The organism is Bifidobacterium sp. ESL0690 (assembly GCF_029392315.1).
Classification (GTDB): domain Bacteria; phylum Actinomycetota; class Actinomycetes; order Actinomycetales; family Bifidobacteriaceae; genus Bifidobacterium.
The window spans coordinates 1605999-1624222 of sequence record NZ_CP113939.1 but is presented as its reverse complement, the minus strand read 5'-3'; the positions used below and the strand labels follow the sequence as shown (position 1 = coordinate 1624222).

General features: G+C 53.3%; 10 protein-coding genes. 6 read left to right on the top strand and 4 right to left on the bottom strand.

Translation table 11 applies throughout. From position 1 onward, the window contains the following. Positions 1–171 precede the first annotated feature (171 nt). Positions 172–1053, top strand: coding sequence for a pyruvate formate-lyase-activating protein (gene pflA / locus OZX62_RS06515; RefSeq protein ID WP_277175418.1), 882 nt, complete (start codon positions 172–174; stop codon positions 1051–1053). Positions 1054–1375: 322 nt separating this feature from the next. Beyond that, a complete protein-coding gene (ileS, locus tag OZX62_RS06510) occupies positions 1376–4756 on the top strand; it encodes a mupirocin-resistant isoleucine--tRNA ligase (protein WP_277175417.1) in 3381 nt (1126 codons plus the stop codon). A 311-nt stretch (positions 4757–5067) separates the two neighbouring features. Here ileS and OZX62_RS06505 read toward each other — a convergent pair whose 3' ends face one another. The 3 genes from OZX62_RS06505 to OZX62_RS06495 form a co-directional block, all read right to left on the bottom strand. Continuing rightward, positions 5068–6030 carry a thioredoxin domain-containing protein gene (locus OZX62_RS06505; protein ID WP_277175416.1) on the bottom strand — a complete coding sequence of 321 codons (963 nt, stop codon included), beginning with the start codon at positions 6028–6030 and terminating at the stop codon, positions 5068–5070. 461 nt (positions 6031–6491) lie between these two features. After that, the gene (locus OZX62_RS06500; RefSeq protein WP_277175415.1) at positions 6492–7463 is read right to left on the bottom strand and encodes a thioredoxin domain-containing protein; all 972 of its coding nucleotides are present in this window, start codon (positions 7461–7463) and stop codon (positions 6492–6494) included. Between the two features lie 315 nt (positions 7464–7778). After that, on the bottom strand, positions 7779–8780 hold the full coding sequence (locus tag OZX62_RS06495) for a thioredoxin domain-containing protein (protein ID WP_277175414.1): 1002 nt from the start codon (positions 8778–8780) through the stop codon (positions 7779–7781). Positions 8781–9187: 407 nt separating this feature from the next. Here OZX62_RS06495 and OZX62_RS06490 point away from each other — a divergent pair, with 407 nt between their 5' ends. Then, positions 9188–10501, top strand: coding sequence for a TraX family protein (locus tag OZX62_RS06490; RefSeq protein ID WP_277175413.1), 1314 nt, complete (start codon positions 9188–9190; stop codon positions 10499–10501). Positions 10502–10658: 157 nt separating this feature from the next. Here OZX62_RS06490 and OZX62_RS06485 read toward each other — a convergent pair whose 3' ends face one another. Next, a complete protein-coding gene (locus tag OZX62_RS06485) occupies positions 10659–11762 on the bottom strand; it encodes a thioredoxin domain-containing protein (protein ID WP_277175412.1) in 1104 nt (367 codons plus the stop codon). Positions 11763–12244: 482 nt separating this feature from the next. On the opposite strand from OZX62_RS06485, the gene cas7u reads away from it, so the two are divergent. From cas7u to cas3u, 3 genes are read left to right on the top strand one after another with little or no spacing between them, the layout of a single operon-like run. Next, entirely contained in the window at positions 12245–13453 is a 1209-nt protein-coding gene (cas7u, locus tag OZX62_RS06480; protein WP_277175411.1) for a type I-U CRISPR-associated RAMP protein Csb1/Cas7u, read from the top strand. A gap of 11 nt (positions 13454–13464) precedes the next feature. Then, positions 13465–15177, top strand: coding sequence for a type I-U CRISPR-associated protein Csb2 (gene csb2 / locus OZX62_RS06475; RefSeq protein WP_277175410.1), 1713 nt, complete (start codon positions 13465–13467; stop codon positions 15175–15177). Then, entirely contained in the window at positions 15174–18224 is a 3051-nt protein-coding gene (gene cas3u, locus OZX62_RS06470; protein ID WP_277175409.1) for a type I-U CRISPR-associated helicase/endonuclease Cas3, read from the top strand. Before csb2 ends, cas3u begins: the two co-directional genes overlap by 4 nt.

Genomic DNA, 18224 nt, shown 5'->3' with positions numbered 1-18224 from the left:
TCCCTTCAATCATGTTCCACGGGCCTGGAAACCGTTTCAAGAGGATAGGAATAATCGGTTTTCACTTGCGGAATATTCGTTGCATACATTGCGCTTGAGGCACACCGAACGAATGGGATTTAAGCTTGAAATCCGTTACTATGGAATCAGAATCTGACAAGGAGGGCAATGATGTCCGAAACCACTCAATTTAAAACCACAACGCAGCATATGTTGAAGACTTCGAAAGTATATGCCAAGCACACGTTGATGGGCGGTCTCTCGGGTTTCCAGTCTCCTATAGGTCTCGACCGCCACGACCGCATTGATGCGCTGCGCACCGGCGACATCGGCTTTGTCCATTCCTGGGACATCAACACGTCCGTCGACGGGCCGGGGACCCGCATGACGGTGTTCATGAGCGGGTGTCCGTTGCGTTGCCAGTTCTGCCAGAACCCTGACACCTGGAAGATGCGCGACGGCCAGCCGGTCTATCTCGATGACATGATTGAGCGCGTCACCCGTTATAAGGACGTCTTCCAGAGCACTGGTGGGGGAGTCACCTTCTCTGGCGGCGAATCGATGATGCAAGGCAAATTCGTTTCGCGCGTCTTCCATGCCGTGCACAAGGAAGGTATTCACACCTGTCTCGACACTTCAGGCTTCTTGGACAAGAGCTGGACCGACGAGATGATCGACGACATCGATCTGTGCTTGCTTGACGTCAAGTCCGGCGACGAAAAGACCTATCACGAGGTGACCGGCAGCCAGCTTGCCCCGACCATCGACTTCGGTCAGAGGCTTAACAAGGCTGGCAAGAAGATCTGGGTGCGTTTCGTGCTCGTTCCGGGGCTGACCGATAGCGTCGAAAACGTCGAAAACGTGGCCAAGATCTGTGAATCGTTCGGTGACGCTGTCGAGCATATCGATGTGCTCCCGTTCCATCAGCTCGGTCGCCCGAAGTGGCATCAGCTCGGCATACCATATCCGCTGGAGACCAAGGAAGGCCCGTCCAAGGAACTGAAGAAGCGTGTCCACGACCAGTTCAAGGCTCACGGTTTCGAGGTCTATTAAACAGACTTAAAACAGGAATATTCATTGTTCACGCACCGGACAGGGGGCTTATGCAATCCTCGTCCGGTGTTATAGTATGCAACATAAGCGCTGATCCGTTATCGGCGGGGAGCTTTTGGAAGAACGGTTGTTCACTGGAGTGGATGGCTTATTAGAACCGACGGGTGGGCCCGTGACAGCCTGTACTTCAAGCGGTTGTGTTGTGTGATACGTTCAGGTATCTACAGCTCAACAAGCGAGGTGGTACCGCGGTAACGGCGCGTGTTAGCGTCCGTCATCGTCCTCGTGGTAGTAATGACATCTGCCAAGCGAGGAGACAGCGGTGAGCGAAACCACCAATTCCCATGTGTATCCCAAGGCGTCCGTAGGCGAGCAAAGCGCGCACGTCGCGCCGAACCCAAGCTTTCCCAAAATGGAAGAATCAGTGCTCGACTATTGGGACAAGGACGACACCTTTGAAAAATCCGTCGAGCGCAACCCCAGCGGCGACCACAGCGACAACGAGTTCGTCTTCTTCGACGGCCCGCCATTCGCCAACGGCCTGCCACATTACGGCCATTTGCTCACCGGCTACGCCAAGGACGTTATCCCGCGCTACCAGACCATGAAAGGCCGCAAGGTCAGCCGTGTCTTCGGCTGGGACACCCATGGTCTGCCCGCCGAACTCGAGGCCCAGAAGGAACTCGGCATCGAATCGGTCGACCAGATCGAGGAAATGGGCATCGAGAAGTTCAATGACGCCTGCCGCAAGTCCGTCCTGAAGTATACCAACGAGTGGAAGGACTATGTCCACCGCCAGGCCCGCTGGGTCGATTTCGAGCACGGTTACAAGACCCTCAACACCACCTACATGGAATCGGTGATGTGGGCGTTCAAGACCCTCTACGACAAGGGTCTGGCCTACAAGGGCTACCGCGTGCTGCCGTACTGCCCGAAGGACCGCACCCCGCTTTCCGCGCACGAGCTGCGCATGGATGCCGATGTCTATCAGGACCGTCAGGACATCACCCTCTCCGTCGCCGTTAAGATGCGTGATGAGGACGACGCCTACGCTGTCTTTTGGACGACTACGCCTTGGACCGTGCCGACCAACTTCCTTATTGTCGTTGGTGAGGATATCGATTATGTCGAGGTCAAGCCTACTGAAGGCAAGTTCGCCGGCAAGAAGTTCTACTTGGGCAAGCCGCTGCTCGGCTCGTATACCAAGGAACTTGGCGAGAACTATGAGGTTGTTCGTGAACTTAAAGGCAAGGAGCTGGTCGGCCGTCGCTACTGGCCGGTTTTCCCATATTTCGCAGGTGAAGAAGCCGAGTCTGAAGGCCATGTCCCTGGGCCGAACGCCTACCAGATTCTCGCCGCCGACTACGTCGACACCGTCGAAGGTACCGGCATGGTCCATCAGGCTGTCTATGGCGAAGACGATATGAACACGCTGAACGCAGCCGGCGTCAATTGCATCGACGTGCTCGACGCTAGCTGCACCTTCACCGCCGATTGCCCGGACTACGAAGGCATGTACGTCTTCGACGCCAATCTGCCGATCCTGCGCAACCTGCGCAACGGCGACGGCCCGCTGGCCCGCATCCCCGAGAATCATCGCGCGCTGCTCTTCCAGGAGAAGAGCTACGTGCACTCCTACCCGCACTGCTGGCGCTGCGGCACTCCGCTGATCTACAAGCCGGTCTCTTCCTGGTTCGTCTCCGTCACCAAGATCAAGGATCGTCTGCTGGCCAACAACCAGCTGATCAACTGGATTCCCGAGAACGTGAAGGACGGTCAGTTCGGCAAGTGGCTGCAGAACGCCCGCGACTGGTCGATTTCGCGCAACCGCTTCTGGGGTTCGCCGATTCCCGTCTGGGTTTCCGACGACCCGAAGTACCCGCGCGTCGACGTCTACGGTTCACTTGAACAGCTCAAGACTGACTTTGGCGACTACCCGCGTGACGGTGAGGGCAATGTCAACATGCATCGTCCTTATATCGACAACCTGACGCGCGTCAACCCCGACGACCCGACCGGCAAGTCGCATATGCACCGCATTTCCGACGTACTCGATTGCTGGTTCGAGTCCGGCTCTATGCCGTTCGCGCAGTTCCATTACCCCTTCGAGAACAAGGAATATTTCGAACAGCACTTCCCGGCCGACTACGTGGTCGAATACATCGGCCAGACCCGCGGCTGGTTCTATGTGCTGCACGTCATGGCCACGGCCCTGTTCGACAAGCCCGCTTTCAAGAACGTCATCTGCCACGGCATCGTGCTCGGCGACGACGGCCAGAAGATGAGCAAGCACTTGCGTAACTACCCGGACGTCAACGGCGTGTTCAACGACTACGGCTCCGACGCGATGCGCTGGTTCCTCATGTCCTCGCCGATCCTGCGTGGCGGCAATTTGATTGTTACTGCTGATGGCATTCGTGACACCGTGCGTCAGGTGCTGCTTCCGGTGTGGAGTTCGTATTACTTCTTTACGCTGTACGCCAACGCGGCCAACGGCGGGAAGGGTTACGACGCTCGCGCGCTGAAGCCTGAAGAGGTCGCCGGTCTGCCGCAGATGGACCGCTACCTGCTGGCCCGTACCCGCAGGCTTGTGGTGTCGGTCGAGCATGCGCTCGATACGTTCGCCATCTCCGACGCCTGCGCCGCGGTACAGGACTTCATCGACATGCTCACCAACTGGTACATCCGCAACAACCGCGAACGCTTCTGGGATGAGGACGAGAACGCCTTCAACACCCTCTACACCGTGCTCGAAGTGCTCATGCGTGTCATGGCGCCGTTGGCCCCCATGGAGTCCGAGTCGATCTGGCGTGGCTTGACCGGTGGGGAATCGGTGCATCTGGCCGAATGGCCATTCGTCACCGTGCAGGACGAGGAATCCCATGATGTCGGCGCGAACGCCGAATCAACCGGTGAACTCAACCAGGGCAAGGAAACCGAGCTGGGACGCGTCTTGGTCGACGAGCCTGCGTTGGTGGATGCCATGGAGCAGGTGCGCGAAGTCGTTTCCAGCACGCTTTCCCTGCGCAAGTCCTGCCAGATTCGCGTGCGCCAGCCGCTCGCCAAGCTCACCGTTCTGGTCGACAATCCCGATGGCGTCGCCGCATACGACGATATTCTGAAGACCGAGCTCAATGTCAAGGACGTGGAGTTCTCCACGCTCGCTGACGCTGGCAAGCATGGCCTGAAAATCGTCCACGATCTGAAGGTCAACGCACGAGCTGCCGGCCCGAGGCTCGGCAAGCAGGTGCAGTTCGCCATCAAGGGCTCCAAGTCCGGCAACTGGCATGTCGACGAGTCTGGCGCTCCGGTCGTTGAGACGCCGAATGGCGACCTCAAACTGCAAGACGGCGAATACACGCTGATCAACCAGGTCGAGGAAGTCGGAGCGGATGACCGCGCCAACGACGTTTCCGCAGCGCTTCCCGGCGGTGGCTTCGTCATTCTCGACACGGCACTCAACGATGACCTTATCGCCGAAGGGTATGCCCGCGATGTCATCCGCGCCGTGCAGGACGCCCGTAAGGACGCCGACCTCGACATCGCCGACCGCATCAGCCTGAAGCTCGATGTGCCAGCAGCCGATGCGCCGAAGGCCGAGCAGTTCCGCGATCTCATCGCCCACGAAACCCTCGCCACGACGCTCGACATCAACGCCGACGCGTCCGCCGACGAGCTGAAGGTGACAGTCGCCAAGCAGTAAGTAGCCATTGCTGTTTCCCGTGCTCTGTTGCCGTTGCTGATTCAGCGGCACCAGAGCAACGTAAACAGCAACAAGCCAACATAATGAAGCGGTAAAACCATAAAAGGGTTGTGGATCAACTGGTCATTGCGCCAGTTGATCCACAACCCTTTTCTATTGTGATAGTCCTCGGCTGTGTTACGTTGTGATAGCCTTATTTCTTTATTATGTTTTAGACTTTGGATTTCTTGCGTAAGGAAACACACAGCTCACTAGCGTAGTTGAGTGGCGATAGGGAAGTACCCAAGTCTGAGCGAGAGCATCAAACCCTGTCACTTGATGACGCTGAGTACCCCGTCCGTGCCGATGGCAGGCAAAACGCTCGGGTCGCCCACCTTGACTGGATCGATGCCGATGCTGTGGCAGAACTGCTCCGAGCTGTGCGAAAGGTCGGCGAACACGTTCACCGGCCAGATATGTCCGTCGACCCGGATGGTGGGAGTGAAAAAGCTGTGGGTGCCTTGCACGGTGGTGTAAAGCTCCTTGCGTTTCGAGTCGTAGTTCGTGGCTTTGGTGATGTAGTCCGCATACATGCCGTTCATCGACGCTTTGGCGACTTCTGGCTTTACGCCGGCCTTGATGGCCTGGGCCGCAATCTGGTCGTTGCTGACGTCCTTGTAATGATTCTCGTTCGGTTGGAAGTCGCGTTCGAACAAGGCCGAGACGAAAGCGGCCGTGTGGTCGGGGTCGTGCTCCGAAACGTAGGCCACGGCGCTGGCCGTGCGCGTGGAATATTGCTTGGTCTGAGGGGTGTCGAGGAAATTGACCACATGGAATTCGAGATTGATCTGCCGGGCTTTTTCCATGCGGATCAGCGTCGGCTCGAGCTCGCGAGCGAGCTTGCCGCAGTAAGGGCACAGGAAGTCCTCATAGACTTCCACCGTTGGAGCGTCCGGGTTGTACTGCGCCTTGCTGTAGGCGCGCAGCCCGCCCTGCTTGGTCGCGTTCGCGGGTTTGCTCGCCACCTGCTGCAGCTGTTCGTACGACTTCGATAGCGCTTCGGGAGAGCTTTCGGCGACGGCAGCCTTGTGGCTGTTCCATACCTTGACCCCAGTGACGGCCACAATCGCTACCACGATGATTGCGGTAATGATGAGGATGACGTTACGTAGTTTGCGTTCCTTCTTGACGGCATGCGCCTCAGGCTTTCTCTCGCCCGGCGCAGCAGTCCCAGCTTCCTGAATCGGCTCGGTTTCCGCGCGCTCTGGTTCCTCGACGCTGTTGTTGGTATTCACTTCAATCTCTCCCATTGATATCAACGATGAGGATATGACATAGTACCGAATCGATATCGTCATCAAGTTTGAAATACAATTGAAGCTTATATTGTATTATGTCATACGTCAAGTCAAAAGATTTAAGCAAATATATTTAATACGTCGTTATAATTATTTGAAATCTTGTATTTATGTGGATATATAGGCGTATATAAGGCAGATTACTATCATTAAAATGGTTATATTTACAAAATATGACGTATATGCGTTTATCGTGAGACGTTGAAAACAAGCAGCGGTAGGATCAGAAAATAATTATAAAAATCATAAGATATTACCGCAATGCAAATATCTCCATTGTCGGTTTGGTGTTTCCTGCTTGCCTGACGTTTCACGTCATGTTGCGCTCAAACCGGCTTTTTCGATCTTCGTCCTCATCCGAAGCGGCCTCATCGATTCCCGGCTCGTTACTCTTCGGGTTATTCGTCCGGAGTTTCTCCGCCGGCTGCCGGCAGCACGTCTGGGTTGCCGACATCCATCGGCTTCAGACCGAGATTGGCAATGAACCGCTGGACGATTTTGCCGTCGTTGTCAGTGGTGTTGAGTGCTGATACCTTTCCGTTGATGCGGATGGTCGGAGGGAAGAAGCCCTTGGTGCCATGCAAGGCGGTGAAAAGCTCTTTGCGCTTCGTGGTGTAGACCGTCGCCTTGCTGATGAACGAAGAATATGGAGCTTTTACGGCCGTTTCAGCGACATCTTGGCTCACCCCGGCTTTGGCCGCCTGCTCGGCGATCTGCTCGTTCGTGACGTCTTTGTAGTGGATGGCGTCGGGCTGGAAGTCCTTCTCGAACAACGCTCCGACAAAGGCCGTTGCGTGGTTCGGGTCATGCTCGGAAACGTAGGCCACCGCGTTCGCCGCCCTGGTGGAGTATCGGTCGGTGGAAGGAGTGTCGTACAAATTGACGATGTGGAATTCCAAATTGATCTGCCGCGCCGCCTGCAGCTTCTCGAGTGTCGGCGTGAGTGCGCGGGTCAGGTCGCCGCAGTAAGGGCAGAGGAAATCCTCATAAATCTCCACGGTCGGGGCGTCGGGATTGCGCTCGCTTTGTCGGTAAGCCGGTAGCCCGCCTGTTTCGGTGGAATTGGTGGGTTTGTCGCTGACTCTCTGCAACTCGTCATAGGCCTGCGCCTGGGTTTCGGGAAGTGCTTGCTTCGATGACTTCTTGCTTTGGTTGATGCCAATGGAAATGCCGATGACCAGAATCAGCACCATCACGATGAATGCCGCGATACTGCCGATAATTATTTGTGTACGGCTGACAGCACCGCTGCCGTGACCTGCGCGCGGTATGTCGTCGTAGGTGCTTTCCGGAGGTGTGGAAGTGAGCAGTGACGGGCCTTTTCGTTTTTTGGGAGCGCGAGACCGGGAATGCCTGCCGACGTTGTTCATTTCCTGATCACCCGCTTTCCCTTCAAGGGTCCTTCCAGACGTTGCCGAATTGTCAATTGCATCACTATGTCAAATTTTATCGCTTTGTTCAGATAATCGCCCGGTCGCAGAAATTAAGCAAACAGTCGATTTCGGTATATACGAGGGTTGTTAACGTATAACAAGACCGAAGACAGCAAGAGGTTTAGCCGGAAATATCAAACCAGAAATAACTCTGTTCGATTCTGAGCACAAGAGGAGTGTGGCCTGAGCAAAAGCCAGAAAATGCAGGTCAGTGCACGGATTTGTCGGTGATCGTATATTTATCGGGCCTTCTCAGACCTTTTTCGGCTGCTCACTCGCTCCGATGGAAGGCAGCACCCTGCGATTGCCCACATCCTGCGACTTGATGCCAACGCTGTGCTCAAAGTCTGCGGCAACGTCGTCGTAATTGACGTCTTTCAATGACCAAATGCAATTGTTGACACGAATCAAAGGTGTGCCGAAGCCGCCGTTCGGGTAGAGCGCGGTGTCACACAGTTCGGGGCGGTGAAGAGTGGTGTAGGTGGTCGCTTTGTTCATGTATTCGGTGTAAGAGCCTTGCATGGCTTTGGTTGCTACGGTCTTGTCTACCCCAGCCTTGACAGCCTGGCAGATGATTTGGTCGTCGCTGACCGGCTTGTAGGCGGTTTCGCTGGGTTGGAAGTCCTTTTCAAAAAGCTTCGAGACGAAATCCATGAGATGGTCGGGGTCATTGTCCGCGATATAGGCCGCGGCGCTGGCGGTACGTAGCGAATAATGGTCGGATGATTGGCCGTCGAGGAAGGTGATCGGATGCACCTCGATGTTGATCTGGCGCGCCTTGTTCATTTTCTCCAGCGTCGAATCCAAGTTACGATTGAGCTCGCCGCAGGAGGGACACATGAAGTCGAGGTAGATTTCCACGGTCGGCGCTTTGGCGTTGAGCTTGGCTTTCTTGCAGGCGTAGAGGCCGGCTTTATCCGTAGCGTTGTTTGGCTTTTGGGCGACAGCCTGCAAATCGCGGTAGGCGGCGGAAGTTGTCTGGCTCTTGATTTGTACGGATTTGCTGTGCCGACTCCATCCGGTCACGCCGATCACCGCCACCAATGCTACGACAATCAGCATCACCAGGGCGCCGACCAGTGTCTGCTGACGACGTTCCTTTGCCGCGACTGCGAGGGCTTTCGCCTCGGCGGCGGCTTTGGCTTCGCGCCTTTGTGCGGCCTGCTTTGAAACGGCGCGTGCCTGCTTTGAAACGGCGCGTGCCTGCGTTGTGCGCGTGGTTGTGGAATGTCCTTTACCGTGTTTACGTGACATTTGGCCCAGCTTCCCGTGTTGCTCCGTTGCGGATTTTATTCGTTGTGCATTGCGACAAATAAATTCTGACCTGTTTGAATTATACAAGTAGGAGTGAAATTTCTGATGTAAATGTCAGGTCCGCATTTTAATGTATTGCATCTGTTTTGCATACGACGATAATTATTAGACAAAGAGTAATGATATTTCATCCTTTGGAACGATGGCGGTGACATCGTAAACCCGTATTCTTGGATGTTGGTTAGGGGATTATCAGCGGGCATTGCCAGCGGACTTCGGGTGTCGTGGCGGCGCTCGCAGCTTCTAAAGCAAAACAGACATTACTGAAAAATATCAAGATAAGAATCATTGACATCTACGGCTGATAGCCGCGAGAAAAATACTGAATGAAAGAGAATTTTAACGTTATGAGTAGGAACATGAACGGTCTGGCCGCGCTTGTGGCAAGCGTGCCGACCTTACCGCTGAGGCCTGTATCCGTGCCGTCTTCGGCTCCGGCTGGTTCCGGGCAGCATGTGCTTACCGGGCATGGCATATATGATGAGGAGGTAATGACGAACAAAACTGCTGCGATGGATCGCAATACTGCTAAGCCTACGTCGGGCTATGTTTCACAGGCAAAGTTCGACAACGCTACGGGGGCTGGACAGGGTAACGCTACTACAGCGATGACAGGTACTTCGCATACGGCGGCTGCGAGCAACGTCCGTCAATCAGGCAAAAGGGTACCTTCCGGCTTCTGGCGCAGGATTCGTTCCGGTCGCTTGGGTCTGACGACTTTCGACATCAAGATGATCGGCGTGGTGCTGATGGTGGTCGACCACGTCCACCAGATGTTCGCCTCGCAAGGTGCGCCGAGCTGGCTCGACTGGTTCGGACGGCCCGTAGCCACGCTGTTCTTCTTCGTCAGCGTTATCGGCTTCTCGCATACGCACAGCAAAAAGGCCTACATGGTGCGGCTTTACGTGTGCATGGCGCTCATGGCCGTTATGGATTACGTGCTGCAACAGACCATCAACTACGACGGTGCGCAGCTGGTCAACAACATCTTCCGAGACCTGTTTATCGGCACGATTTTCATGGCCGCCGTCGATTGCTTCGAGGCCGCGTTCAAGAAGCGCGGGAACAAGGCTTCCGCTGGGTTCGGTGCGGACGTGCGTGGTGGCGACGAGCGTACCGGTTCAATGCATGGTGTCGTCGACCGTAACGCCGTCGCTTCAGGCGCAACGAACGGTTCCGCGACTGGGCAGAATGTCATGCACGCGAATCGTCATGCCAGCAGCGTTACTCGAGGCTTCCGCGTCAAGAAGACTTTGGAAGGTTTGCTGCTCCTGGCGCTGCCGTTCATCCTCTCACTTGCGCTGTTGCCGTTCATGAGCCACGCGAACGGCGCGGAAAGCGGCGCGATGCTCTGGGTGTTGCGTGCGCTGACCGCTCTGGATCCCGCGATCCTGCTTGCCGAAAACACCGTCATGGTGCTGCTCATCCCGGTAATGTACGCCTTGCGCAACGTGCGTCACAGCCTTGTGTGGCAGAGCGTTGCGATTGCTGTGGTCGCGGTGCTATACGCCTTGACCGGGCAGACGCAATGGATGATGATCTTCGCCATCATCCCGATTCTGCTTTACAACGGTGCGAAAGGACGTGGCGACAAATACTTCTTCTATATCTTCTATCCCGCCCATATCGCTGCGCTCTACGTGCTTGCGAGCCTTGTTTGAATGGTCCTGTTTAACAGATTTGACAAGAAATTATTTATCGGGAAATGAGATATAAAAAGGTTCCGCTGCAACTTCATTGTTGTGGCGGAACCTGTGGTTTTCTATTGTGCCATTGCGTGATTGAGAAATGGCACAATAGAATTTCGTAACCAGTTCATCACAGATATTTCTGCTGTATTGGCAGCGCCTTGCCATCCGGGCCTATGGACGGCGTAACCTCCGGATCACCAACCTGTGAGCGTTGCAGACCCACCGAATGGATAAATGTTGGGGGAATATCCTGGAGTGTGTGAAGCTTGCGATAATGCCACATCTCGCCGTTGATGCAGATGGTCGGGGTGGAAAAACGGAACTCGTCCTGCATGTGGACGTAGAGCTCCTTACGGCGCAGCGTGTATTTCGTGGCCTTGTTGACGTAGTCGTTGTAGGTGCCTTTCGTCGAGCTTTCAGCGACATCTTTGCTGACTCCGGCCTTGAGTGCCTGCTTGACGATTTCCTGATCGCTGACCTCGCGGTTATTGCCTTTGTTCGGCTGGTAATCCTTGCTGAAAAGTGCCGTCGAAAAAGCGAGCAGCTTGTCGGGCTCGTGGGAGGAGACGTAGGCGAATGCGCTGGCCGAACGTGTTGAATAGTGGTTCTTCGTCTTGGAATCTAGGAAATTGACGGGGTGAATATAGAGGTTGATCTGCTTGGCCTGCTGCATTTTCTGCAGTGAATCGGAAAGGCCTCGTTCGACGGTTGAGCAGCCCGGGCAGAAGAAGTCGACATAGAGATCGACGCTGGGGGCCTTGGGGTTGTAATCGCTGGCTTTGAACGCGGGGAGGCCGCCCTGCTTCGTCATGCCTGTCGGTTTCTGGGGGAGTTGCTGGAGCTGCTGGTAGTTGTGTTCCTCGCCATGTTTGTGATCCCAGTAGGCATAGCAGCCCGCGACGACGATGACGACAGCCAGGATTGCAGCGAGGATGCTGCAGACGATGATGACGTGGCGTTGCTGGATTTTGTCGTGGGTTTCGAGGGCTTCTTCCTCCTCTACGGCTTCTTCCATTTGCGCTGATTCTACGGCTTGTGTTACTTCCGCTTGCGTTCGACTTTGCGTCTGCTTCTGGCTCTTGCTTGCCTTGAGAGCGGATGCCTTGGTTTTCTCGCTTGTTTTGTTTGCTTTATTTGCGGGTGTTTTGACGTTCTTGTCCATGTTTTTCGTATTCGTTTTTGTCGTTCCAGGCTTCTGACCGTCATTGACTTGACCATTGCCTGTTGCCATGGCGTTGCTCCTCTTGACCTGCTTCGTGGTGTGACGAAAATCTCAGTTTTATGTCCCTATGACACTCTACTAGTTTTGGTGCCCAAACACCAATAGCAGCAGTGTCTGAGTCGATATTTGGACAAGTCCACAATTAATCGTCTGTAATATATCAAACGTTTAATGTAATAAGTGATGTTGAGGGAAAATATTGATAAAAGTCTGTGTATATCTTTTGAAGTCAGGTTATTGATTCTGATGTGTAATTGTTCCTACATACTTGCTAGATTATGACATGTAGCTATGTGCGATAACAACGAGGTGATTAGCATGCTGATTCAACAATTGAGCGAAGCTGAAGAGGAGGGTTATGGGCCTAAATATTTGGTTTATAACCGGGGCTTGGCCCATTACCCCAACTCCCAGCTTTTGATGTACGACAAGAATAGTAACGTGTTTCACAACCAGCAATGATGTTAAACAACAATGAGAGGAATGCATAGATGCGTGAACTCAGCCTGGATGATCTCAATGCCGCAGCCAAGATTGGTGGGCCAAGTACATTATCCGAAAAGACGATGCTGGAACCTGCCGCTGGCACTGAAGGTATCGTTGCGCCGGCAAAGTATTTGGATGGAACCTCATCGACATATGTGTTCGAAGACAGGTTCATAGACGGGCAAGCCAAGAAAACGGTGCTAATTGATTCCCGAACTTCCCAAAACAATCGTCTTGAGGATTATATTTCCAAGGCCATTAAAGACGGGCATCCGGTATTTGCGAATATGCCGAGAATTCAGGTCACTTATCAAAGCGATGATGGTACCGGAACAATCCAGCCGGAGCGTTATCTGGACGTTGATCTACCGCATCGTGCTTTTGACGCGCACATCAGAATCGGTTCGGTTGATGGCACTCCCACTTCGCAGTTGCCGGAGTACATCAAGGCCAGAAACTCCACTCTTGCGGATATGCGTGCAATTTTCGATTTGTCTCCCATCACGGTAGCTATGGGTGCTTGGGATTCGACGCGTAACAAAAACCAGCTTCGCATTGCCTCATCGTTCAATGGAGAGATTATCGGGGTGTTGGCCAACCAAGAAGATGGGAAACCTGTGTATCGTGCTGGTGCTCGTGTGGATCCGATGGCGGCAAGCATGAAGTTCAATAAGGATGAGGCGCAACAGATTGAGAATAAAATACATGATGATTTGACCGATAAAACAAGTAAAAAATTCACAAAAGATGGTAATGGCTCAACAATCGGCCTTGGAGCAATTCCTCCAACAGCCGGGAGAAGCAGTTCTCTTGACGGTATCGCGGTCAGTAACATCATTCGAACTCATGTGCTGAGTTTTAGTACCTTGCGCTCGATGAGTTTCGGCGCAGGTAAGGAAGGTGATGAGGCAATTCGCGCGCTACTTGCGGCCATGCTGCTTGACGCCATGGCTGGTAGCAACACCGAATTGAATTTACGCGCCAACTGCATTCTTCGTGAGTCAGCAAAACCTGTGACGATTTTGGATAAGCGTTTTGGCGAGCAGGAAGAGCTGGAGATGTTGAGTCTTCAACATGCTGATGAGCTGTTGGAACAGGCTTACCAGCAGGCCCACGAAAAAGCGAAAGTTGACTGGAACGGGCAGATTCTGAATGTGGACGGTAATGAGTTGGTTCCGAACCGTGCTTCGGATAAAGACTCTGATAATGATTAGTGGGTGCTGAGATGCCATTTGTCATTTCCGCGCATTTTCTGATGGATACCTATCAGGGATCGGATGATGCCGGTCAGCCCGAGGCGTATCCATCGCCGGAACGTCTATACAAAGCCCTGGTTTCAGTGGCGCACACCGTATTCGGATTCCATGCTGCTTCATCGGAGAACGAACGACATTTTTTCGAGAGAGACATTGCCGCTGTCTTTCAATGGTTTGAACAGAATCCACCTGACGCAATTCATCTGCCTGGTAAAATGCGTCGCAACAGTCGTCGGAACAGAGATGTCATCGCATACAGGGACAAGGGATATTGGGATAAGGGGCAGAGTGCCAAAACAATCGAAAAAGTCGATGGGCTCCATGATGTCCAAAGCCTCAAGGAGTCAAGGGTGGGTATTGCCACGGCGTACGACGATATCGATGGTAACTTGGTTTGGCAATGGTCAACGGCCCCTGACAAACAGGTCTGTGACACGATTTCGGCATTGTGTTGGGAAGTGCCTTATCTGGGGGAGGCTTGTTCTCCTGTTGTGCTCCATGCCCGTGAGATGAAGGAAGAGAAGTATCCTCTATCCGGATCGTTGATACTCGATAAGCAACCGCTGTCGTTGAGGCATGCGTCCTTGAATGAGGAATTCCAGATTCCCGAAGAAGGACATCTGCGTGAGTTGGAAGATGCGTACGCAAAGGTAAATCCTCATCAGAAGGCACGAAAAGTCGCCTTTTCGGAAAATGAGAAGACGGTGGTCTCCAATACGCTGACACAGCACGTGCGCAATGTTGGATATCTACGTTCTGATACCGAAGACGATTCGTCCAAGCTTCGCGCTCCATGGTCCATCGGGATTTTTATTCCGGTTGACGTCTTGGACGAGAAGAAAGACCAGTGGAGGCCACGTGAATCACAGTATGTGGCTTGGTGCGTAGCATTGCATCGTCTTCTGGTGCGATTGGGTGGATTCGGCGTGACCCCAGTTCTGACGGGAAAATATGACCCAGGCATCGAACGACCGGCCAATAACGTCGCCATTCAGATATTGTGCGATGGAGATTTGCCAATCGACCCAGATGTGTCGCAGCAAATGGGCTTGCCTGGATTCCTGGTCATGGTGCCGCGGGACGCTGCTGGAAGTGATATCAGTACGATTGTTTCGTTATGCGAGTCGCTGCGCGGTCGCCGACTGTACTACTCCAAGCATTTTGAGACATTACGCTTGGGTAAGGCCGTGACGGATATCGATCTATCCCAGTTCTGGGAACCGGTTCGTCCGCATTTCAGGCGTTTGTGGTCGCCCTCACCCTTCTGTTTGCGGGAAACCAGACCCATTCCCAATGCGGACCCAACCCGACGTTGGAGAGCCCGTGAAGATATAGCTTTGGCCGTGGGCCATGTATGGAGAGACACTTTCCAGCTAGATTCTTTTTCTTCGAAAGAAGAGGAATATTGGGGTTTCGTCAACGCGGTTCTGGCCGCTGACTCTCCTGTGCAGGTTTCCAAAGCGTGGACCGTCGCAAGAACGCAAATGGGCGATTACGCGCATAGGACTGATTCATCAGCGCCATTGCTCGGCGCGATGGCCTCGTTGCATTTGGATTTGAAGACTGAAAGGGAAATCGTGGCAATCGGGCAGAGCCGACATCTGGGTGGCGGATTACTGATACCCGTCGATTACCCGGAGCGGTTGGCTGACGATATTGTGGGTGGAGGTAAGCGCCTATGAATTCTGATATCCAAACTTATGTTGATGAGCGATTTGACCGATTTGTCTCTGCTGTTCATGATGGTCGCCAACCGTATCAGTGGCAAAGGCGGCTGATGCATTATGCTCTTGAGCATGCGCAATGGCCGAATGAGATCGCGGCTCCCACCGGCGCGGGGAAAACCATGGTCATGGATATTCATGTGTTTCTCAATGCGCTTGCGGGATTATGCGAGACGGAACATGCCAAGGATGATGCTGATGCCGAGTTACGGCAGCTTGTGGACATGAATATTGCCCATATTCCGCGCAGGCTGGTCATGACGGTGAACCGGCGTTCTCTGGTCGACGATCAGTATGAGGAAGCGGTGAGGCTGGCGAGTCTTTTAGAAGACGAGCAGGCGCGGGCTAAGTCTCCCATTCTTTCAGAGGTTGCCGAAGGCCTCATACGCCGTGCTGGCATGGTCCGTGACATTCATGGCAATCGCCAACCAGCAGTCTCTTCCCCTTGCAGAGTGACTCGTTTACGTGGCGGTGAGGCCGCGGATAACGTCAAGAATGAATGGCGTTATTATCCGACCCAATGCCAGATTCTTTGCGCCACACCCGATATGTTTGGCAGTCGTCTGCTATTCCGCGGATACGGCATTTCGAAAGCCGCGCGACCCGTGGAAGCGGGTTTGTTCGCATATGACACCGTTCTGATTCTCGATGAGGCTCATCTCAATAGACAGTTGGCGCAGACCGCGACCGATGTGTTGCGATTGGAGGTTTTGCAGAAGAGCAAAGTGGCGGAGTGTGTGTTTCCTCTGCAGGTTGTCCGAACTACAGCGACCCCGGTCGACAAGCACGCTGTCGAGTCGGTGAAAGTAGACGTTGAAGATTTTCAAAAGGATTCGTATCTTCGTCGTAAATTGACTTGTTCCAAACCTGTTCATTTGGACAAGGTGGAGTGTTCTGATAAAGAATATGCAGAACACATTGCGCGGCGATGCGTGGAATTGTTTGACGCTCATGGCGGTGTTGTGGGTTGTATTGTCAATACGGTGGATACAGCCGGCAAGGTTGCCGATGTGTTGGCACAGCTACTACGAAAGAGCAGACAATACGATGCTCATTCGGTGAAAGATGCGATTCGCTGTTTCGTTGGTCCCATGAGGGCATACGACAAGAACCAATTGCAAGATCAGGGTGTGTTTTCGGCGTTCTGCGGTAATGCGGAGCAGGATTCCGCATTGCGGTTCGTCATTGGCACGCAGACTCTCGAGGTCGGTATCGATGCGGATTTCAGCGCGTTAGTGACTGAATTGGCGCCGGGGAGTTCTTTGGTACAGCGTGCAGGACGTGTGAATCGACGAGGATTGCGCGAAACAGGTCCCATAATCGTCGTCGTTCGCGAAGGCGAAAAGAAAAGGAAAGGGGTGTATCGCCCGGAGGATTTGGATTTAGCGCTGGCCTGGTTGCGTTCACTTGGCTTGAATTCTGGTTCGGACATCGACCTGAAGGTGTGGAATAACGTGGAGTATCCGGCTCCCATACCCGATTTAGATCGGATGGCGTTGCAGCGTTTGGAAATATGGGACGTTGAAAATCTATCAAGCACAGATGAGCGGTTGGCTGCTGAGCATGAGTCGCATGCCCGTAGTCCAGCGGATATCAATCTATGGCTTCGCGACGATTTATCTCCTGAGACTGCCCCTGACATCGGAGTGGTGGTTCGCGATTTGCCGCAAGATGGGGCTGGCGCGGCACAATTGGTGTCTTTGGCGCCCCCTGTAGCTGAGGAGTCATTCCCAATACGAAGTTATGGTCAGCTTAAAGATATCGGTGCTGTCTATACGAAATCTGGGGAAAGAGGGGAGAAGGACAAAGACTTTGGCCCTCTGTTGATTTACCGTCCTTCGGCGGAGGGCAAGCCTTTGGTATGGGATTGTAAAACGTCGCTAGATAAGCTGGTTCAGCCGGGTGACACATTGGTCGTTAACACGTCGGTTCCGCTCTTTAATGAAAATATCCATGTGCTGGATTGTTCCGGAGGCAAGGCCAATCAAACGGAAAGCGATGTGTACAACCAGTGTCAAGACTCTGGATGGATGCTGAAGGGCCGGCTATCCGACAATGGAGATGGACCCTACCGTATCTTGGATAATCTGGACAAAAAACGGGCTGCTATTGATAGCGCAGATACGGAATCTGACAATGACGATTCTGTGATGCCGACAATCCAGCAAATCGCTGATGAGTTGGGGAATGTTTTTGCGAGAAAGATATTTGGGTCTTCCTGTGATTCAAAAACCAAAATCGTTGTCTATCCAGCGATAAGAACAGAAGCGGAAAGCCATGACCAGCATGATGAAATTTGGATGGCCATAGAACCACTTGCGAACCTTGACGAGCATGAGTTGCAGGAGATTCGCATTGATGGGACTGATCGCATGGTTTATCTCAATACGTCGGATGGACACCAGCCATGCGTCGAAAGGCGTGCTTCGGATTTAATGAAGCTCCTTGGCTTTGATGAGTCGCTTTGTAATGAAGTGGCTGACGCCGGCCGGCATCATGATGACGGGAAAAAGGACTGGCGCTTCCAAAGGCTTCTACATTATCGGTTTGGAGAAGCTAAAAGCTATGAAGACTCTACGTATCTTGCCAAAAGTCACTTCCGTTCTGTTACATGGGAACAGCAAAAACGAAACGAGTTGAATTTAGCCGGGTGGCGTCATGAACAGCGTTCTGCAGCAGAATATTGGGCTAGTTCTGACCAGACGGATAACGAATATGACACGCGTTTGGTTACTAGGCTTATCGGGACTTCGCATGGACATGGAAGATCTGCGTTCGTGGCTTCCGCGGGAACCGTGTTTCCCGAGAGCGTGAAAGAAAAGGATATTAGACTCAATCCAAGTTTGAAGTTGGATTCTGTAGTCGAAAGCGCGCAGAAATTGTTCGACACAGGCGTATGGCAGACCATTGTCCATCAGACTGATTGGAAATACGGATTCTGGGGAGTCTCCTATCTTGAAGCCATTTTGCGTGCTTCGGATATCACCGTCTCGAAGGAAGGTTGA